We start from the raw sequence: 19,665 nt of genomic DNA on the forward strand, positions 1-19,665 counted from the left end.
TAGGATATTTGAGAGGAGCTGACCTTAGTACGAGAGGACCGGGTTGGACTGGCCGCTGGTGTATCTGTTGTTCTACCAAGAGCATAGCAGAGTAGCCAAGCCGGGAAGGGATAAACGCTGAAGGCATCTAAGCGTGAAGCCCCCCTCAAGATGAGATATCCCATAACGTCAAGTTAGTAAGACCCCTTGAAGACGACAAGGTAGATAGGACAGAGGTGGAAGTGCAGTAATGTATGGAGCTGACTGTTACTAATAGGTCGAGGGCATAACCAAACGGAATAGGTAATAGGATGGATTAGATAGTATTTAACTCTTTGTGTGAAGTTTTGAAGGTATACACTTAATACTCGTTAGAGTAAGATGTTTACCTGAATATTCCTCGATAGCTCAGTGGTAGAGCATTCGGCTGTTAACCGAAGGGTCGCTGGTTCGAGCCCAGCTCGGGGAGTTTTTCTTATGAAATAATAAATAAAAAATTAAGGCTCCATGGTCAAGCGGTTAAGACATCGCCCTTTCACGGCGGTAACCCGGGTTCAATTCCCGGTGGAGTCATTTTTCTACGTTAAACAGTTATGCCGTTGTGGCTCAGTTGGTAGAGCAGCTGATTTGTAATCAGCAGGTCATCGGTTCGAGTCCGATCAACGGCTTTGTTCCATTTAGGGACGAAATAATTTGGACCTTTAGCTCAGCTGGTTAGAGCAATCGGCTCATAACCGATCGGTCCTGGGTTCGAGTCCCCGAAGGTCCATTTTTTTATAATTTAATAGTATTTGGCCCGGTGGCTCAGTTGGTTAGAGCGCCGCCCTGTCACGGCGGAGGTCGAGAGTTCGAGTCTCTTCCGGGTCGCTTTGATGTTTATGCACCATCGCATAGCGTCTATAAGCATTCAATATACAGCCATTTATTGTATGCTATGCTCTTTATATCCATGGGATCTTAGCTCAGCTGGGAGAGCACCTGCCTTACAAGCAGGGGGTCACAGGTTCGAGCCCTGTAGGTCCCATTTGTGTCGTTTTAAATTGAATAGGGTATTCCTAAGCATATGCCGCAGTGGCGGAACTGGCAGACGCACAGGACTTAAAATCCTGCGGGACTTATACTCCCGTACCGGTTCGATTCCGGTCTGCGGCATTATTGAGAGGTGCTTCAAATCCTTATATTTAAGGGTTTGAGGCACTTCTTGTTTTGTTGAAAAAGTTGTACAGCCAGTAAAATCAAGCTATATTTAATGTCGCTTATACTAGTAGATGGTTACTGTTAATAACATGGAATGCATAAAAGGGTATGCAGAGATATGGAAGTCTCTCATGCCTTTTTTTCTTGTGAATTTTATAAAATAGAATTATACTATGAGTAGTGGGAGCTGGATAAAATTGAATTGAGTGAGCTCTTCTGCGAGCGATGCTTCTCGAATGAAGTTAGCAAATGAGGTGGTTACAATGAGAAAAAAAGCGATGGTCTATCTTGTAAGAGTTCTTTTGCAGAAGATAATAGGATTCTCCTTGTATTTGGCCGGTGCTGGTTTTGTACTGACCTATGCCGGAAGCATCTATTTTATTTCCCTTTTTGCAGGTACAATGATTATTTCTTTGCTTTTATTGAAAGCAAACGAGGAAACACTTGCGCAAAGAGGGAAAACAGCTACGAGTTCACCATTATGGGATAAGGTGCTCTTAGCATTATTCTGGCTGTTAAACTATTTTGTGGTTTATTGGCTTGCCGGTGCATCCGAAACAGAAGAACATCTAGGTATCGTATATTGGTGTGGCATGGTGGCAATCTTTTTTGCAGCTTGGATTTCCACAAAAGCACTCTTGGAAAATACTTTTTTGGAATCCACAGCCAGAATCCAAAGAGATAGAAATCAAACGGTATGTAAAACGGGGCCTTATAGTATTGTGCGGCACCCTGCATATAGTGGGCTGATTTTGAATTGTATCGGGCTATGTATGATATTTCCTTATGTGCGTGTTTGGATATGTATGGCAATAACAGCGTTGATCATCGTTGTAAGAACGGCATTGGAAGATAAGATGCTTAAGCAAGGCCTGGAAGGATATCTTGAATACACAAGTCAAACAAAGTATAGGCTGCTTCCCTTTGTTTGGTGATTAAGCGGGCAAATTCCAGTTTGCAAGAAAGCCACATGAGATACATGAAAATAAAAATAGTGAATCCTATTCAGAAAGGTTATAGGAAAATAAAAATTGTTGGATAGTTCTTTTTTAGATAATGAACGTATTCCCATATGGAGATTATGTCTGCTTTCTCTTTCTAAAGAAGTGAATTTTGCAGAGAAGATTGGAATGGGTGTGTGATGGATGGAAAACTTCGATTACTATTGATATCAATAGTAACAATGACCATAGTTATAATAACAGGTGGTTGTTCTATGAAAACAGCATTTACAGATCAGGAATCTGGAAAGATGGAATTATTAGAACTATTAAAAGAAAAATATAATTGCGAATTTGTGATGGTAAAAAACGAAAAATACAATAAACAGGGCTTGATTAATTCATATTCTTGTATAGCAGCTCCAAAGGAAAATGTGAATCAAGAATTTAATGCAGTTGTTACTTCTAATGGGCAGTTGAAAGATGATTTTTCGTTATGGTTATTTTGGAACGATTTAATAAAAAAGGGAGAATTATTAATTGAAAATGGGGATGACATAGAAACATATAAAGTGATTCCGGAAATGGGAGTATCCGAAAAAAAATGGGATTTACAATGTTCTCTAAATCAGTTTATTCAGGAAAGTAATGCATATTTGATTTTAGAAATTCAACTAAAGGATACAATTATGGAAAGTGAGTATGTCAATACAATCGAGACAATTTTACAAAAAATGTACAATCAAGACATTTCACTAGAAGTAAGAATTGATTCAAGTGACGGAAATATTTTTTGGCAGACGATATCCCCAAATATGGAACCTTTCAGTGATGAATATATTAGGGATGCAATAGAAACAGCGATAGATAGTCGATTTTAGACGGAAAGAAATATTAATTCAAAGAAGATTGTTTTTTCGCTTATCCTGTATACTGTGTTCTGGTCTATAATTACTGATGCATGGGGATATTCTGATTACATATTTTCAAATAATGATAACAGTGTGGGACAATGCATTTACGGATATATAAGTCGTATTCTTTGGGGAATGCCAGCTGTATTTATGATAGTAAAATACAGTGAAAATGTTAGCATTGATAAAATAAAACTGTTTTCATATCCCAAATTTGATAAAACATTAGTTACTGTTTTGATATTGTCTATGTGCTATGTGATAGTTAGTATGTTTTGGGTACATAAAGGATTTTTCTTTAATGACGATGAAATATTAGGATTAGTAATTATAAAATTTATGCTAGTTGGTTTTGTTGAGGAAATGGTCTTTAGAGGATGGGGATATAATGCGTTGGTAAAAAACACAACACATATAAAAGCCACATTCATAACAACTATTTTGTTTGTAATACTACATTGGCCAGCGTATTTTATAAAATTCTTCAGATTTGGTATATTTGATTTTGCTGGGATAATCGGACAAAGTATAGCAGCGTTGATTTGGGGAATTATATTTTGTAGGTTATTACAGAAAGGTAAATCTATATGGAATCCTATAATAGCACATACGCTGTACGATTTAGCGTATGCATTACTGGTCGGTTAAGGCGAAAATTCCAGTTTGCGAAGTGGAAATCTTTGAACATTTTTTGAGCACTGGGATCGTGATGGCGTCTTAAAATAGAAGATGTGAGAAAGGCAGAAAGAAAAACGTATAGAAAAATATAAAAACAGGATTTCACACTTTGGAAATCCTGTTCTGTCTGGGGTATGTATTCTATATAACTAACAATTCTTAGATATCAACGCTTCCAGTTACGTCATTGATAACATAGTAAGCTTTTGATTCTTGTGGTTTGATATAGATCTTGATATCCTTTATATCAGAAACTTTTTTTCCGAGATTATCAGTCCAAATCTTTTTCACTTGTTCTAATATAGAATTTGCTGAAATTTCTTTTCCCTCATACTGAACATATACTTCATGGGTTTTCACTTTAGTAGCAGTCTTAGATGCAGTGGTTTTTTTTGCAGTGGTTTTAGTAGCGGTCTTTTTAGCTGCAGTTTTCTTGACAGCGGTCTTTTTTGCTACTGGTTTTTCTTCTGTCTTAGCTGTAGCAGCTTTTGTCTCTGTTTTAGCAGGAACAGCTTTTACTTCTACTTTAGCAGGGGCAGCTTTTACTTCTGTTTTAGCAGGGGCAGTAGTTGTTGCCACTGTTTTAGCTGGTGTAGCAGCTTTAGCAGGAGCGACAGTCTTTGTCTCTGCTTTAGCAGGAGCAGCAGCTTTTGCATCCGCTTTTACGGTTGTGGTTGTTTTAGCTGTCTCAGCTGCTGCAGTCTTAGCAGGAGCTTTTACGGTATCTTCTACTTTAGCAGGCGTAACTGCTTTTGCTTCTGTCTTAGCAGGAGCAGCAGTTGTCTTTGCATCCGCCTTTACTTCAGGTTTGATTGTATCTTTTGTACTGGTCTTAGCAATAGGTGTCGTTGGTGTTTTACTATTTTTGGATAATGGCATGTTCTTTTCCCTCCTAGAACTTCAAAACTGTGTTTCGCTATTATAATAACTCAAATGTGATGCAATTGCAAGTTTTCCCGAAATTTGGGCGTTTGTTAGTGTTACGGGGGATTTTTCCTGCTCGTGCTGTGTATTTTGCCTATAGTGAAATGAGTAGTTTTCCGTTAAGGCATATCTTGACAGGAGTGATATACTAATAAATGTATTTATGCTTGACTTGGATGATTTGGAGGATATACAGATGGAAAGGTTAAAACAATATGCATGGCAGATGATACTGGGAATGGCTCTTCTTCTGATCGTGCTATTTGCTTTTCACAATGCAGGTGCTTATAAGACGACAATTGGAAAGGTTGTAAAGGTCCAGACGGAGGAGACCGGAAGTGCAACGAATTATAACAGTGCAAGTGAGAATGCATCTGAGCCGACTTATACACAGAAGCTGACGGTGAAGGTATTGAACGGCACTTATAAGGGAAAGAAAATTACAGTCAAAAACTCATATGAATATTCGCTGATCGACACAGAAAAATGCAGACGTGGTGACCAGGTCTTTCTGAATATTTCAGGAGAAGGGGAAATTTCATCCGCAACAGTCAGTGGAATCAAAAGAGATCAGTATGGAATCCTTCTGCTGGCTCTGTTGGTCTATCTTGTGTTGATCCTGGCAGGAAAGCGTGGAATTTTTGCTCTGGTCTCGCTTGCAATCAATATCGGCATTTTTGTGTTTGCACTGATTATGTACGAGAATGGAGCTGACTTGATCAGGCTGTGCAACATAATGATTGTAATCTTCACAGTCTGTACACTCTTTATTGTAAATGGAGTCAATAAGAGGACGATGATTGCTATTGCGGCAACATTTATGACAACATTTATTTCAATTGCATTGTTTCGAATCGTGCTGGAATATGGCGGGGATATTGATTATGCAAATTTAGATTATATTACCGGTGGCCAGGATCTGGAGACGATTTTTATTGCCAGCATTTCGATTGCGGGTCTGGGCGCAATTATGGATGTTTCCGTCTCTATTTCCAGCGCATTGAACGAACTGGTCGTGAAGGATCCAAACGTCTCATTCAGGCAGATGATACGCTCTGGGAGGGAACTGGGATATGATATTATGGGGACGATGATCAATGTACTGCTTTTTACATATATATGCGGCCTGATGCCGTTGATGATTATCAAGATAAAAAATCAGATCCGTCTGTTCACGATCATCCGCATTCAGATACCATTTGAAATCTGCAGATTCCTGATTGGCGGGATCGGGATTATGCTTGGAATCCCGATATCCATCCTGCTGTCTGCCGTTTTACTGAAGATAAGGAGGAAAAAGTTATGATACTTATTCTTGCTGCCATATTTTTCGTGCTGATTCTTCTGATTGGTGGTGAGCGCGGGGCCATGTCGCTCATAGCACTCTGCGGAAATATTATCGTATTCATCGCAATGATTCTTTTGATGAGCAGCGGAATATGGCCGGTTCTTGTAACAATAGCCGGGAGTCTGTTTATCAATGGGATTACGCTGCTGTATCAGAATGGGAGAAATAAGAAAACGATTGCGGCGGTTATCTCGGTAGCATGTGTGATGCTGGTTTTGTTTGTGGGAGTATTTTTGATCGGAAGCCGGATGCACCTGAACGGGTTGAATGAGATTGAACTGAAGGGGGATCTTTCGATGTACTATTCGTTCAATATACATATCGATATGAATATGGTGTGTATCTCTCTTATCATTATCGGACTTCTTGGTGCAGTAATGGATACGGCTGTGGCGATTTCTTCGGCGATATATGAGGTGCATGTCAACAATCCTTCCCTGTCTAAGAAAATGTTATTCAGATCGGGGATTACGATGGGACGGGATGTGCTGGCAACGACTTTGAATACGCTTTATTTTGCCTATATAGGAGAGGCTCTGATGTTGTTTTTATATCTGCAGAAATACAATTATTCAGTGGTTCAGATGATTAACTCAAAGGCGTTCCTGCAGGATTTCTCATGTATTATGTTCAGTGCAATTGGATGTCTGATTGTCATTCCGCTCAGTGCGTATGTGTCATCCACGATGTTTAAGGATTGGGATTGATGGAGGAAAAGCAAAGCTGCGTGCGGTTATAAAAAATAGTCAAGCGGATACTTAAAATCCACTTGACTATTTTTGTTTTGTAAAGAGGGCATTCACAATCCACTTTACACCTCGGATATCGTACATGCTCAATCCGATAAATTACAGCAGCTGCAGTGCGTTTTCCTTTGCCTTTGCCCAGACGTCGTCCGGCCAGAGAGAAGCCTGTACCTCACCAATATGTACTTTCCGAAGGAAGAACATACAGATTCGGGACTGACCGATTCCCCCGCCGATTGTATAAGGGAGTTCTCCGCTTAACAATGCTTTCTGGAATGGAAACTCGGCACGTTCCGGGCAGCCTGCGATGGCGAGCTGTTCTTTGAGAGCATTTTCATCTACACGGATTCCCATGGAGGAGAGCTCCAAAGCCATGTCCAGAACAGGATAGTACACAATGATGTCACCGTTCAGAGACCAGTCATCATAGTCAGGTGCGCGTCCGTCATGCGGCTCTCCGGAGTTCAGGACCCCACCAATCTGCATGATAAATACTGCACCATTTTCTTTTGCAATGGCTTTTTCGCGCTCTTTAGAAGTCAGACCCGGATACTTATCCTCCAATTCCTGCGAGGTGATAAAGGTAATCTCCTCCGGAAGAAAACACTGGATATAGTCGTATTTGTTGGCCATATATTTTTCGGTGACACGGAGTGCTTCGTACACGGATTTGACTGTATGGATCAGGGTATCTGTTGTTCGGTCTTCCCTGCGGATGATTTTTTCCCAGTCCCACTGATCAACGAAAATGGAATGGATGTTGTCGGTATCCTCATCGCGGCGGATTGCGTTCATGTCCGTGTAGAGACCTTCGCCTTCCTCGAAATTGTAGTTTTTCAGAGCCAGACGTTTCCACTTGGCAAGGGAGTGTACGATTTCAGCACGCTGTCCGCGCTGCTCCTTAATTCCGAAAGATACCGGACGTTCCACACCGTTGAGATTATCGTTCAATCCGGATTCGGGTGTAACGAAAAGCGGCGCGGAAACACGCTTTAGATTCAACTGGATGGCCAGCTCTCTCTCGAAGAAATCCTTAACTTGTTTGATGGCAATCTCTGTTTGCTTGATATCCAGTGCAGAAGTGTAGTCTGCCGGAATGTTCATTCGGTCTGCAGCAGACGGAATTATGGTTTTTCCTTGTTTGTTCATGTGAAATCTCCTTTAAAAAATGTAGTCACTGTAGTTTCATACGATCTTAGGCATGCGTTTTCAAGCAGGCGCATGGCTCGTTTGTACTTATTGGTATTGCATATGTTATTTTATTTCAATATATTCACGCATCTCGATGTCTTCCAGTTCATCCAGTTCGTGTTCCTGATATTCATGGATTATACGGCGGCGCTCACGGTTTGCACGGCGGCGTTTGATGATTCGCATACGCCGAACGTAAATGATACGCAGGTACAGTGCCAGACCGCCCAGAATCACCAGTAGAACCAGCGCAATAATCAGCCCGGTATACGATTTTTTTGTGTTGTCCGTGGATTTGGCGGTTTTTGTGTTTTTCGTTGAATCGTCTTTTTTCGAAGCGTTGTTATCAGATTTGTTTTCCTGATCAGCGGAGGCAACTTCTGCAGCCTTTTTATCTTTGCCGGAAGAGAAGAAGCTGCTGACTTTTTCACCGAAGGTCATTTCCTCGAAAGTTGCTTTTACGGTGTGGTCACTGGAAACATTCTCGAAGGTATAGCTGTCCGGATATTTTGTGATGTCCACATCACTGCCATCGATGGTCAAAGCGGAGAGCTTGTACTTCTCGTCAGGGGAGAAGGTGACCTTATAGCTTTCGCCACTCAGTGCGGTCTTGGAGCCGTCGGATATGGTTCCGTTTTCAGCAGAGGTTGTGACAGTAAAATTGTAAGGGACAGTAGTCCGATACAGACGCAGCTTTTTGGAGCCATCGGTCAGGGTAACATTGACAGCGGCCAGAAACACACCGGGATCTATCTCGCAGAGGGACTCTGGTTCATCGGAAGTGACGCCTTCAAACTTGAAGTCCAGCTGGCTTGAGGAGACCATTGTCTTGCGCGAAATGGAGTACATGTGAACAAAATCACCAATTCCAAGATTCAGAGCAAGCGGAAAGTTGATGATATAATCTCCGACCACACACAGGTCCTGAAAATTATCACCCTCCGCGGTGTCAGCATACTCCCCGAGATCCTCGATGATCTGATAGTTGGAATCCAGAATCTTAAAGCTGTAATTCCCGTCGACGTTTGTCTGAATCACATAGCGGTCATTGGATTCATCGTAATCGATACCGAGAATGTTGTAGTCGGTGCTGATCTGTACCTTGGTTTTGTACTCGAAGGTACTGGCATCCATGATATAGAGGGAACCGATATTGTCATCCCCTTCATTGTTCGTGTAAAGGCTGACTAATATTTCGTTGGTATTGGGATTATAGGCCATGCCGTTGGCATGTTCATAGTTCTTGTCCGTAATCTGTTTGAAAAGAGAATACTGTTCCACCGGATTGCCGTCTGCGTCGACATCATTTTTATAGAAAATGGAAATCGTATCCGGGTCAGTGGTAAAATCAGAGGTATTCTCTATACAGACAATATAATCTTGTGTACAGCAGATGGACTGGACAACTCCGGTACCCTGGGAGACAATTGGCTCTTCGCGAACCATTTCCCAGGAGACGCCCTCAAAGGCGTTGTCACTTGCAATTTCGGCATAACAAATCAGTGGGCTCATCAGAACCCACATGAATGCTATGCCTATTATTGTTCCTGCTAAATTCCCCTTGAATCTAAGGCCGGTCTTCCTTTGCATGTTATACTCCCACTACTTCTCCCCAAAATACCTTTCATTATAGTATCACTTCGTAAGTAAAATGTAAATAAAATCGTGGAGAAAATGAAGCAATTCTCTTGACTTTTTGTTCTATAAAGACTAGAATATAGAAACATCGTCTGTACACCAGCAGAAGGGATTATAATTTATCCCGATTCTAAGTGATACACTTAGGGCTTGTACTGGTTTCGACAGGGACTTTGAAGATGGAGAAGCTATCCGCAGGAAGGTGCGTTAAACCGCAAACTTAAATTTAAACGCAGACGAAAATTACGCGTTAGCAGCCTAGTTGCTGCTCGTCAGCCTTAGTGCACTCACACATTAAGAATCTGGCGTCGACTCTGTGAGAAACGACATTGGCAAAGCTTTGAGCCAGTGGGCGTATTATGAAGCTACTGAAGCCGCAAGGATGTTAGTTTTCGTGTGGTAGAGGGAATGTCAAATAACTGACTATGATAGTAGAAGTACATGGGATGAGTTTTTGGACGCGGGTTCGATTCCCGCCAGGTCCACTACTTTAAAAATAGGGAAATGCCTGATTTACGGGTGTTTCCCTATTTTTGATTTGTTCTTTTTTGCGTTCTGATGCGCAGACATTACCTAGTGTCGCTGATAAAAAAATCATAAATTATAGTATGCGAATAAGACACTTTCTGACAAATCTGTTATACTAAAAGCAATATAAGGGAATATCTAAAATGAGTCGAAAGAAGAAAAGGGCCGCCGCTGAAATTACCGCGGAGAGCCCTTTACAGATACAGAACCGGAACGGAGGAAAACAGACATGGTGAAGAGTGAGACACCCACCGGAAACAAGATGATTAGGATATGGTCCAGATTTAAGATTGTTGTGTTTGTTGTCAGTGTAATTCTATTTGTTTTGCTGACAATGGATGTGACAGGAGCCTATCGGACAGAGTGGCTTGATAATACGGTTATCCAGATTGTAAGATCGGCACGGAACGGCTTTCTCTACGGCTTTTTCAAACTGATGACGAATATGGTACACCCTGTAGTTCTGTTTGCAGTCAGCATGTTCATGATCCATATTCTGAAGCAGAGACGGTATCTGGTGGCGTTGTTTGGCAATCTGATACTGACTCTGCTGCTGAATCTGGCAATCAAGGGAAATATTATGCGGATGCGCCCGCCGGAAGACTTTCGTCTGATCGCGGAGACTGGGTACAGCTTTCCAAGTGGACATGCCATGATTGCGGCGTCATTTTATGGATTTCTGGTCTTCTTATTACTCCAGACAAAGATGGGGGCAAAACGAAGAGCGGCATCAATTGCATTGTGTCTGCTGCTGATTCTACTGGTGGGATGCAGCCGGGTGTATCTCGGCGTACACTACGCGACAGATATTCTGGGCGGTTATCTTGTCTCTGTGATTTATCTGCTGGTTTACACGCTGGTTGTGGGAAAATATCTGGATATGGATGAGTCGCTGTTTTACAAGCGGAAGAAGCCGGAGACTAATCATCTGTTCTATAGTTTTTACAATGCATTTTCTGGAATTGTGGAAGGGCTCAAGAGTGAACGGAATATGATGATCCATTATTTCGCACTCTGTATGGTGATCGTGTTTGGCATCACCTTGAAGCTGTCTGCCACGGAGTGGTGTATCTGCCTGATTCTCTGCGCGCTTGTCATCAGCCTGGAACTGGTTAATACGGCGGTGGAGTGCACGGTGGATCTGGTGACGGAAGAGTTTGATGTGCGGGCCAAAAAGGCGAAGGATATGGCGGCGGGAGCCGTGCTGGTGGCGGCAATTATCGCGGCTGTGATTGGCGGATTCATTTTCGTCCCGAAGATAATTGCGCTGTTCACATAGGGCAATATGAGAGTGTGGCCATGCGGATTGAAAAATCCGGTTGACTATAGAAAGGAAACACGAGGATTTGCGTGCGAGAGTAGAGAGCCGCAGCAGAAACGGCATGTGGCAGTGCTTGCACAGGAAAGGAGAACATTATGGAAAAAATGGGAGATTCTTTGAAAAAAATCGTATTGGCAGGTATCGGAGCAGTGGCAATTACAGCGGATAAGTCAAAGGACGTGCTTGAGGAACTGGTGAAAAAAGGTGAGCTGACCGTGGAGCAGGGGAAGGTGCTGAATGAAGAACTGAAGCATAAGGCTTCTGAAAAAATGAAAGAGAAGATGACAGTGAAGGTTACACCGGAGAATCCCGATGATATGATTGATCTGGTTTCTAAAATGACGCCAGAGCAGCTCGCTCAGATGAAAGCAAAGATTGCGGAGATGGAGCTGGCGGCAGCGGAGGCAGAGGAAACAAAGGGAACAGAAGAAGCGGATTCTAATGGCACTGCTTCATAAGGAACGATAAATATGAGTGGTAAAGATAGCAATGAGTATGTTCAGAGAATGAAAGAAATTACAGCGGTGCTGCACCGGCATAAGCTGACAGCGGGAATGAATCCGGAAAAACTGCGCCAGATTCTGGCAGACCTGGGGCCTACGTATGTGAAGCTGGGTCAAATAGCGTCCATGCGCTCGGATATCCTGCCGTCCAGATATTGTCTGGAGCTTATGAAACTGCGATCCAGCGTCAACCCTCTGGAGTTTGGAGAAGTGCGTCAGATGCTGACAGATTCTTACGGATGTCCGCCGGAAGAAATATTTGCCTCCGTGGAGGAGACTCCGCTGGGGGCGGCTTCGATTGCCCAGGTGCACCGCGCCGTGCTGCGGTCCGGTGAGGACGTGGTGGTGAAGGTACAGCGCCCCGGGATCTATGAGATGATGGCGAGGGACATCGGACTTCTCCACAGGGCAGTCCGGCTGGTACCACCGGTCAGCATCAAGGAGTCTGTCGATTTGAACATGGTGCTGGACGAGATGTGGACTGTGGCGCAGGAGGAGATGAATTTTCTGAAGGAGGCCTCCAATATGGAAGAGTTCGCGGCCAACAGTAAGGAAATTGCCTACGCCTGCTGTCCGAAGCTGTACCGGGAATATTCTACAAATCAGGTGCTGGTCATGGAATATGTGGATGGCTTCGAGATCGACGATAAAGAGGCTCTGAACGAGGCCGGATACGATCTAGACGAGATCGGAAAGAAACTGGTTAATCACTATATGCAGCAGATTCTGGAGGACGGTTTCTTTCAGGCAGATCCACATCCAGGGAATCTGCGTATTCGGGACGGGAAAATCGTCTGGATGGATATGGGCATGATGGGAAGGCTGTCTGCGCGGGACAAAGAGCAGATCAGCGAGGCCGTGTTGGGGCTGGCCCAGTCGGATGCAGGCCGGATCATGGATGCGGTGACAACTCTGGGAGAGTTTCGCGGGGAGCCGGATCATGCGCGGCTCTATAAGGATATCACGGAACTGATGAAGCGCTATGGTAAGATGGAGCTTGGGGAAATTGATCTGGCAAAGGTTATGGAGGATCTTCTGGAGATTATGAAAGCCAACCGCATCTCCATGCCCCATGGTCTCACCATGCTCGCACGGGGACTGTCCACCATGGAAGGGGTTCTGATGGAAATCAGCCCGGATATTAACATGGTGGAGATCGCGGCGGCGAGAATGAATGAGCAATGGCTGCAGGATTTTGACTGGAAGAAAAGCGTGCTGAAGGAAGGGCGCAGACTTCATGAAGCCTTGCACAAGACGGTGGATATTCCGATTCTTGCCGCAGATATCCTGCAGGAGTACCGCAGGGGGGAGACGAGAATCAATCTCGACCTGCATGCATCGGACGATCTGGCGCGGATGATGAACACACTGGTGAAAAACCTGGTAATCGGATTTCTGATCACGGCACTGCTCGTCAGCTCCAGCATTCTCTGTCTGACCGATATGAAGCCGCGGATGCTCGGGATTCCCATGCTTGGAATTGTGGGATACATTGCAGCGTTGATTCTGATGATTTTTGTGCTTCTGCGCCATGTGAAGAAGCGGAAAAGATAGAAAACCGGCTGGTACATGATGAATAAATGTGATAAAATCAGTATAATTATTCAAAAAATCTGATATTTACAAAGGAGGAGAATCATGAGCAGTTTAACAGAAATACGCTGGCACGGTCGCGGCGGGCAGGGGGCAAAGACCGCGGCGCTTTTGCTGGCTGATGTTGCTTTCAGCATCGGGAAATACGTACAGGGGTTTCCGGAGTACGGTCCGGAGCGAATGGGAGCACCCATTACGGCATTTAACCGGATCAGCGATACACAAATCCGGGTTCATTCGAATATTTACGATCCGGATTTCGTGGTGGTGGTCGATGAGACCCTGCTCCACGGTGTCGATGTGACGAACGGATTGAAAAAAGAGGGCGGAATCCTGATCAACACCGCACTTTCCAAGGAGGAGATCCGTCCGCTGCTCAAGGGGTACGAGGGCGCAGTCTACACCATCGATGCACATGATGTCTGCATGAAAACACTGGGAAAATATTTTCCAAATACTCCGATGCTGGCGGCAATCGTCAAGGTGTCTGGCGTGATGGAACCGGACGTATTCTTAAGAGAGATGGAAGCATCCTTAAAGCATAAGTTCGCGAAGAAACCGGAAGTGCTGCAGGGAAATATGAAGGCGCTTGAGCTCGCCTTACAGGAGGTATGCTAAAGATGAGTTTAAAAGTGAAAGATATCAACGAACAGACGAGATGGCAGGACCTTCATATGGGGCTGCATGTATATGAGCCTGCGACTTCGAAGACATTTGACACAGGGGAATGGAGAACCAACACGCCGGTGCTTGACATGGAAAAATGCAGACAGTGTCTGCTCTGTGTGCCTTATTGTCCGGACAGCAGTATTCCGGTGAAGGATGGAAAGCGCGGGGAATTTGATCTGGGCCACTGCAAGGGATGCGGCATCTGCGTGAGCGCCTGTCCGTTCGGTGCGATTACGATGAAGGAGGGAAAGTAAGATGGCAGTCAAAGAGAGAATGTCGGGAAATGAAGCAGTTGCATACGCGATGAAGCAAGTGAATCCGGATGTCATGCCGGCATTTCCAATCACTCCTTCTACGGAGTTACCACAGTTTGTTGCAAATTATATAGCAAATGGGGAGATGGATACAGAATTTATTCCGGTGGAGAGCGAGCACAGCGCCATGAGTGCGGCAATCGGAGCGTCCGCTGCGGGAGCGAGAACCATGACGGCTACATCTTCAGCAGGACTTGCCCTCATGTGGGAGGTCATTTACGTGGCGGCTTCTACGAGAGTGCCGATCACCATGGCGGTGGTGAACCGTGCCCTGACCGGACCGCTGAATATCAACTGCGAGCACTCGGACAGTATGGGCGCCAGAGATTCGGGCTGGCTGCAGATTTATGCGGAGAACAATCAGGAGGCTTACGATAACTTCCTGCAGGCATACCGCATTGCGGAGCACAAGGATGTCATGCTGCCGATCATGATCTGCCAGGATGGCTTTATCACCAGCCATGCGGTGGAGAACATCGAGTTGATCGAGGATGAAAAGGTGAAACCGTTCGTGGGCGAATACCACCCGGAGCATTTTCTGCTTAATCCCAGGGAGTCCATGGCAGTTGGCGCTTACGCGGTGTCAAACTACTGCATGGAGGCAAAGAAGGCGCACGCTGAGGCTATGAAGAATGCCAAGCAGGTGATTCTGGATGTGGCGAAGGAATTTGCGGAAATCTCAGGCCGGGAGTACGGTCTGTTTGAGGAATATAAGTTAGAAGATGCGGACTACGCCATCGTTGCGATTGGTTCGGCGTGCGGAACGGCGAAGGATGCTATCGACAAGCTACGGGAACAGGGTGTGAAGGCCGGGCTCCTGAAGGTGCGCGTATTTCGGCCATTCCCCGCGGAGGAGATGGTGGAGGCGCTGAAGAACTGTAAGTCCATTGCGATTATGGACCGCTGCGAGAGCTACAGCTCACAGGGAGGACCGCTCGGTGCGGAACTGATGGCGGCACTGTTCCGGGGCAAGAGCAAGGCGGAGGCGGTCAATATTGTCTACGGCTTATCTGGAAGAGATATTCGTGTGGAAGATGTGGAGAAGATTTTTGCTGACCTCGCTGACATTGCGGAACACGGCGTGGGTAACACCTCCACCGGAGATGTCACAAGTAATGGAGCGGGTGATACATACAGATACTTAGGACTCAGAGAATAGGAGGTGTTAAGACATGGACAATACATTTAATTTCAAAGAAATACAGGAGAGAGAAGACCGCTTAGCACCTGGACACAGAATGTGCGCGGGCTGTGGTGGAACGATCGCAGCAAGAAATGTGCTGAAGGCAATTCATCCGGGGGATCGGGCGGTCATCGGCAACGCGACCGGATGTCTGGAGGTATCTACTTTCATGTATCCGTATACGGCATATGAGGACAGCTACATTCACACTGCATTTGAAAATGCGGGCGCGACTATGAGCGGTGTGGAAACGGCCTACAATGCACTGAAGAAAAAAGGAAAAATAGACGAGACTTATAAATTTATCACCTTTGGCGGTGACGGCGGAACCTATGACATCGGTCTGCAGTCCCTGTCGGGTGCGATGGAGCGCGGACATGATATGGTTTATGTCTGTTATGATAACGGTGCGTATATGAATACGGGAATCCAGCGTTCTTCTGCGACACCGATGTATGCGGATACCACCACCACTCCGGCGGGAAAGGTATCCAACGGAAAGCCGCAGTACCGGAAAGATCTGGCGGCGATCATGGCGGCGCACAATATTCCGTATGTGGCGCAGACTACATTTATCGGAAATATGAAGGATTTGTACACTAAGTCCGAGAAGGCGATCTACACGCCGGGACCGGCATTTCTAAATATCATGGCACCATGTCCGCGTGGCTGGAGATACAATGCACCGGATATCATCGATATCTGCAAGGCGGCAGTGGAAACCTGCTACTGGCCGATGTTTGAGATTGTTGAGGGCAAGTGGAGCATTTCCTATGAGCCCAAGAACAAGCTGCCGATCGAGGAATTTCTGAAGTCGCAGGGGAGATTCAAGCATCTTTTCAAACCGGAGAATGAGCATCTGATTGCTGAGTACCAGGCGGAGGTCGACCGCAGGTGGGAAGAACTGCGGGCGAGATGTGAATAAGACGGTACGGAAGATAGTGTGAAAGGCAGTGTGAGAGAACGTCAAAAGGCAGTGTGAAAGAAAGTTCAAAAACAGTGTGAGAGAAAGTTCAAAAGACAGTATGACAGAAAGTGTAAAAGACAGAATGAGGGAAGAGGGATTGTCACGAAAGTGGCAGTCCTTTTTTCGGTTTGTATGTCGAAGCAGAGGAAAGCGGTAAGAGAAATGTTTTGGAGAAATTCACAGCGTGAATTTATGATCTTGTAATTACAAAAGAATGGGTGGCTGCATATGCTAAAAGAAGGAAAAAAGAATTACCGCAATTTTCAAGCTGATGCCGGCAGGTGCTTTGAGCTGCACACTCCTGTCCTGGACAGCAGAGGGGAAAACGGGGAGGACGCCATGAATCAGAGCCCGTATATCACGTATGCACCAAATGTTACGAAGGAGATGTACGAAGCTGCTTACTGGCTTCGAAAATGTGACGGGCCGGAGTATCTGCTGATGGACAAAAAAGAAATCGACCGGTTTAATGCGGAGATCCTGCATAAAAAGGCTCTTGTCAATGACATTTGGAAGATGGCCACGGAATTTGATGGGACAAAGCGAAAAATGAAATGGGCGGAGCAGGAACCGCTGGAGGATCCGGTGTATCGTACAGGGAAGAAACTGCGGAAGGAGGATTTCGCAGAATATCAGAAGAACATTCTGGATATGGAGAGCAGGGAGAGGCAGCAGATGCGGTATGGAATCTGTGTCAGACGTGCGGATATCAAGATATGGCCGGAGCCCGATATTGTGTCGGCGGATGCGGCAGACATTTACTATGATAAGTTTCAGGTGACGGCTGCCCGGGTCAACACTCCTGTGCTCATTGACGGGGAGACGGCGGATGGAACATTTTACCATGTGATCATGTATGACTATGAGGGGTGGGGGAAAAGGGAGCATTTTGCGGTCTGCCCGAATCGGGACACCTGGATGAAAGCGCAGCAGATGAAGGATTTTCTTGTGGTGACTGTTCCGAGACTGCGAATAGAGCAGTGCCGCCAGAATCAGAATGGCATCCGAACGGGAGAGGAACTGACCATGGGGACGAAGGTACGTCTGCTGCGGGTGGGGGAAGTGGAAAAAACAGAATTGGCACAATGCACATGGGGCTGCTATGTGGCGGAGCTTCCAGCTGTGAAAAAGGATGGAACCTATCAGAACGTCTATGTGACGATCCCGGAAAATGCGGGGGTGCATGAAGGCTATCTGCCTTACACGACGAAAAATGTGCTGAAAACGGCGGAACAGTTTCTGGGGAACTGCTATGGATGGGGCGGGATGTTTGATTCAGTGGACTGCTCCCAACTGGTACAGGAGGTCTACAGCTGTTTTGGGCTGCAGTTGCCGAGGGATGCAGGCAGTCAGGCAGAGGCTCCCGGGATACGTGTGAAATTTTCACCTGATATGACGGAAGAAGAGCGTGGCAGTATGTTGGATGCGCTCCCGCCCGGAAGTGCGCTGTTTTTTCCCGGTCATACGATGATCTACCTGGGAAAAGAGAAAGAAGAATACTATGTGCTCAGTTCCGTCGGTTCTCTGAGGCTGCCGGGAGAGAAAGCGGTCAGAGAAGTACGGAGCGTAATTATTAATAATCTGTCCGTGCAGAGGCGGAACGGAAACACATGGAAGGAGGAATTGACAGACGCTGTAGTTTACGTTTCACCCGCCCGGATCTGACCGTTCCGTCAATCTTATTCATCGAATACGACGGTTGCATAAAATCCGCGCGGTGTCCGTTCGATAGACTTGACGACACCCTCCCGGGTGGTGAGCCGCTCGCGGCTGACAAAGTTAGCACTCATGGCCAGCGCAGGCTCGATGGTGTAATAATAGGAAGAGGGCAGCTTTCCCTCACTGATGTTGACCTTGTCACCCTCGGCCAGAAGACCCTGGCGCTCCATTTTGAAATCCATTTCTCTCATAATGATACACTCTCCTTTGTACATAGTTGTTGAGCGGATGCATGAAAAGGCGGGCTTTGCCCGCGGCATCTGCGTGGGTGCTTTCGTATATTTAAAGCACAAAAAAAGCAGATGACGGGAATCGAACCCGCCTCACCAGCTTGGGAAGCTGGAGTTCTACCAATGAACTACATCTGCATGAATGGTATTATAACACAATTTTTGGAAAAGTGCAATTGGGGACGTAGCAAAATGTCATTTTGCTACGTCCCCAATTGCACTTTTGACCTGTCCCCAATAAAACAGACGACAAAACAGATCGCTTTCTAAGTGAAATATGATATAATTACTATAACAGAATACCAGGGTCCGGAGGAGATTTCAGGAGTGTTATGCCCGGACAATCAGAATGGAAAGGATCAGTGCCTATGGAAGCTTTCGTTAAATTAGATGGGATCACAAAGGTATATAAGATGGGTGAAGTAGAGATTCACGCAGTGGATGGGATTGATTTTGAAATTGGAAGGGGCGAGCTGGTTGTGATTGTTGGCCCGAGTGGTGCAGGGAAGACGACGGTGCTCAATATTCTGGGCGGAATGGACACTGCGACGGGCGGAAAAATCAGTGTGGATGGGCAGGATATTACATCCTACAATGCGAGACAGCTGACGGAATACCGCCGGGAGGATATCGGATTTGTTTTTCAGTTCTACAATCTGGTTCCGAACCTGACTGCCTTGGAGAATGTGGAACTGGCGCTGCAGATATGCAAAGAGCCGCTGGATGCGAGGGAAGTACTCGAGGAGGTAGGCTTGGGCGACCGGGTTGATAATTTCCCGGCGCAGCTGTCGGGCGGAGAGCAGCAGCGGGTATCAATCGCGAGAGCACTGGCCAAAAACCCAAAGCTCCTGCTGTGTGATGAGCCCACGGGAGCGCTGGATTATAATACCGGAAAATCGATTTTGAAATTACTGCAGGATATGTGCCGGGAGCGTGGCATGACGGTTATCATCATCACGCACAATCAGGCGCTCGCACCGATGGCAGACCGTTTGATCAAAATCAAGAACGGAAAGGTATCGAGCATGGTCAGAAATGACAGTCCAGAGTCCATTGATTCCATAGAGTGGTAGTGCGGGAGA

18 protein-coding genes, 8 tRNA genes, 1 rRNA gene and 1 other RNA gene are annotated in these 19,665 nt (G+C 45.6%); 23 read left to right on the top strand and 5 right to left on the bottom strand.

Annotated features, from left to right (window positions below; genetic code table 11):
• From BUB85_RS05435 to BUB85_RS05485, 11 genes are all read left to right on the top strand, one after another.
• A 23S ribosomal RNA gene (locus BUB85_RS05435) occupies positions 1 to 273 on the top strand; the annotation flags it as partial.
• Between the two features lie 103 nt (positions 274 to 376).
• A tRNA-Asn gene (locus BUB85_RS05440) sits at positions 377 to 448 on the top strand.
• Positions 449 to 480: 32 nt separating this feature from the next.
• A tRNA-Glu gene (locus tag BUB85_RS05445) sits at positions 481 to 552 on the top strand.
• A 22-nt stretch (positions 553 to 574) separates the two neighbouring features.
• Positions 575 to 647, top strand: a tRNA-Thr gene (locus BUB85_RS05450).
• A gap of 27 nt (positions 648 to 674) precedes the next feature.
• Positions 675 to 748 (top strand) — tRNA-Ile (locus BUB85_RS05455).
• 24 nt (positions 749 to 772) lie between these two features.
• Positions 773 to 846: transfer RNA gene (locus tag BUB85_RS05460), tRNA-Asp, on the top strand.
• Positions 847 to 930: 84 nt separating this feature from the next.
• Positions 931 to 1,003 (top strand) — tRNA-Val (locus BUB85_RS05465).
• A gap of 41 nt (positions 1,004 to 1,044) precedes the next feature.
• Positions 1,045 to 1,131 (top strand) — tRNA-Leu (locus tag BUB85_RS05470).
• Between the two features lie 308 nt (positions 1,132 to 1,439).
• Positions 1,440 to 2,111, top strand: coding sequence for a methyltransferase family protein (locus BUB85_RS05475; RefSeq protein WP_073106575.1), 672 nt, complete (start codon positions 1,440 to 1,442; stop codon positions 2,109 to 2,111).
• Between the two features lie 281 nt (positions 2,112 to 2,392).
• Positions 2,393 to 2,998: a hypothetical protein gene (locus BUB85_RS05480; RefSeq protein ID WP_073106578.1), complete on the top strand. Its 606-nt coding sequence runs from the start codon at positions 2,393 to 2,395 to the stop codon at positions 2,996 to 2,998.
• A gap of 123 nt (positions 2,999 to 3,121) precedes the next feature.
• Entirely contained in the window at positions 3,122 to 3,679 is a 558-nt protein-coding gene (locus BUB85_RS05485) for a CPBP family intramembrane glutamic endopeptidase (protein ID WP_143160662.1), read from the top strand.
• 189 nt (positions 3,680 to 3,868) lie between these two features.
• Here BUB85_RS05485 and BUB85_RS05490 read toward each other — a convergent pair whose 3' ends face one another.
• Positions 3,869 to 4,588, bottom strand: a complete 720-nt coding sequence (locus BUB85_RS05490) for a DUF6465 family protein (protein ID WP_200803547.1) — start codon at positions 4,586 to 4,588, stop codon at positions 3,869 to 3,871.
• Positions 4,589 to 4,829: 241 nt separating this feature from the next.
• Between BUB85_RS05490 and BUB85_RS05495 the strand changes: the two genes are divergently transcribed.
• Positions 4,830 to 5,939, top strand: coding sequence for a YibE/F family protein (locus BUB85_RS05495; RefSeq protein WP_242945358.1), 1,110 nt, complete (start codon positions 4,830 to 4,832; stop codon positions 5,937 to 5,939).
• Complete coding sequence (locus BUB85_RS05500; protein ID WP_073106584.1) at positions 5,936 to 6,688, top strand: YibE/F family protein; 753 nt, start codon at positions 5,936 to 5,938, stop codon at positions 6,686 to 6,688. The genes BUB85_RS05495 and BUB85_RS05500 overlap by 4 nt, the downstream gene beginning before the upstream one ends.
• A gap of 141 nt (positions 6,689 to 6,829) precedes the next feature.
• Here BUB85_RS05500 and asnA read toward each other — a convergent pair whose 3' ends face one another.
• Together asnA and BUB85_RS05510 are read right to left on the bottom strand one after the other, a co-directional pair.
• A complete protein-coding gene (asnA, locus tag BUB85_RS05505) occupies positions 6,830 to 7,876 on the bottom strand; it encodes an aspartate--ammonia ligase (protein ID WP_073106586.1) in 1,047 nt (348 codons plus the stop codon).
• A gap of 105 nt (positions 7,877 to 7,981) precedes the next feature.
• On the bottom strand, positions 7,982 to 9,508 hold the full coding sequence (locus BUB85_RS05510; protein WP_143160663.1) for an InlB B-repeat-containing protein: 1,527 nt from the start codon (positions 9,506 to 9,508) through the stop codon (positions 7,982 to 7,984).
• A 194-nt stretch (positions 9,509 to 9,702) separates the two neighbouring features.
• Here BUB85_RS05510 and ssrA point away from each other — a divergent pair.
• The 9 genes from ssrA to BUB85_RS05560 all read left to right on the top strand — a co-directional run bounded on the left by ssrA (position 9,703) and on the right by BUB85_RS05560 (position 18,299).
• Positions 9,703 to 10,044, top strand: a transfer-messenger RNA (tmRNA) gene (ssrA, locus tag BUB85_RS05515).
• A gap of 269 nt (positions 10,045 to 10,313) precedes the next feature.
• The gene (locus tag BUB85_RS22290) at positions 10,314 to 11,363 is read left to right on the top strand and encodes a diacylglycerol kinase (RefSeq protein ID WP_084533926.1); all 1,050 of its coding nucleotides are present in this window, start codon (positions 10,314 to 10,316) and stop codon (positions 11,361 to 11,363) included.
• A 137-nt stretch (positions 11,364 to 11,500) separates the two neighbouring features.
• Positions 11,501 to 11,863, top strand: a complete 363-nt coding sequence (locus BUB85_RS05530; RefSeq protein ID WP_073106590.1) for a phasin family protein — start codon at positions 11,501 to 11,503, stop codon at positions 11,861 to 11,863.
• A 12-nt stretch (positions 11,864 to 11,875) separates the two neighbouring features.
• The gene (locus BUB85_RS05535; protein WP_073106592.1) at positions 11,876 to 13,462 is read left to right on the top strand and encodes an ABC1 kinase family protein; all 1,587 of its coding nucleotides are present in this window, start codon (positions 11,876 to 11,878) and stop codon (positions 13,460 to 13,462) included.
• Positions 13,463 to 13,546: 84 nt separating this feature from the next.
• Positions 13,547 to 14,119 carry a 2-oxoacid:acceptor oxidoreductase family protein gene (locus tag BUB85_RS05540; protein ID WP_073106597.1) on the top strand — a complete coding sequence of 191 codons (573 nt, stop codon included), beginning with the start codon at positions 13,547 to 13,549 and terminating at the stop codon, positions 14,117 to 14,119.
• 2 nt (positions 14,120 to 14,121) lie between these two features.
• Positions 14,122 to 14,424 (top strand): 4Fe-4S dicluster domain-containing protein, encoded by a 303-nt coding sequence (locus BUB85_RS05545; protein WP_073106603.1) that lies wholly within the window; start codon positions 14,122 to 14,124, stop codon positions 14,422 to 14,424.
• A gap of 1 nt (position 14,425) precedes the next feature.
• Positions 14,426 to 15,643: a transketolase C-terminal domain-containing protein gene (locus BUB85_RS05550; RefSeq protein WP_073106608.1), complete on the top strand. Its 1,218-nt coding sequence runs from the start codon at positions 14,426 to 14,428 to the stop codon at positions 15,641 to 15,643.
• A gap of 13 nt (positions 15,644 to 15,656) precedes the next feature.
• On the top strand, positions 15,657 to 16,592 hold the full coding sequence (locus BUB85_RS05555; protein ID WP_073106612.1) for a thiamine pyrophosphate-dependent enzyme: 936 nt from the start codon (positions 15,657 to 15,659) through the stop codon (positions 16,590 to 16,592).
• Positions 16,593 to 16,862: 270 nt separating this feature from the next.
• Positions 16,863 to 18,299 (top strand): C40 family peptidase, encoded by a 1,437-nt coding sequence (locus BUB85_RS05560; protein WP_073106617.1) that lies wholly within the window; start codon positions 16,863 to 16,865, stop codon positions 18,297 to 18,299.
• Positions 18,300 to 18,313: 14 nt separating this feature from the next.
• Here the strand turns inward: BUB85_RS05560 and BUB85_RS05565 are convergent, their stop codons facing one another.
• Together BUB85_RS05565 and BUB85_RS05570 are read right to left on the bottom strand one after the other, a co-directional pair.
• Positions 18,314 to 18,544, bottom strand: coding sequence for a hypothetical protein (locus tag BUB85_RS05565; protein WP_073106621.1), 231 nt, complete (start codon positions 18,542 to 18,544; stop codon positions 18,314 to 18,316).
• 106 nt (positions 18,545 to 18,650) lie between these two features.
• Positions 18,651 to 18,721 (bottom strand) — tRNA-Gly (locus tag BUB85_RS05570).
• Between the two features lie 230 nt (positions 18,722 to 18,951).
• Here BUB85_RS05570 and BUB85_RS05575 point away from each other — a divergent pair.
• A complete protein-coding gene (locus tag BUB85_RS05575) occupies positions 18,952 to 19,656 on the top strand; it encodes an ABC transporter ATP-binding protein (protein WP_073106873.1) in 705 nt (234 codons plus the stop codon).
• Positions 19,657 to 19,665 lie beyond the last annotated feature (9 nt).

This window comes from Hespellia stercorisuis DSM 15480 (assembly GCF_900142165.1).
Classification (GTDB): Bacteria; Bacillota; Clostridia; order Lachnospirales; family Lachnospiraceae; genus Hespellia; species Hespellia stercorisuis.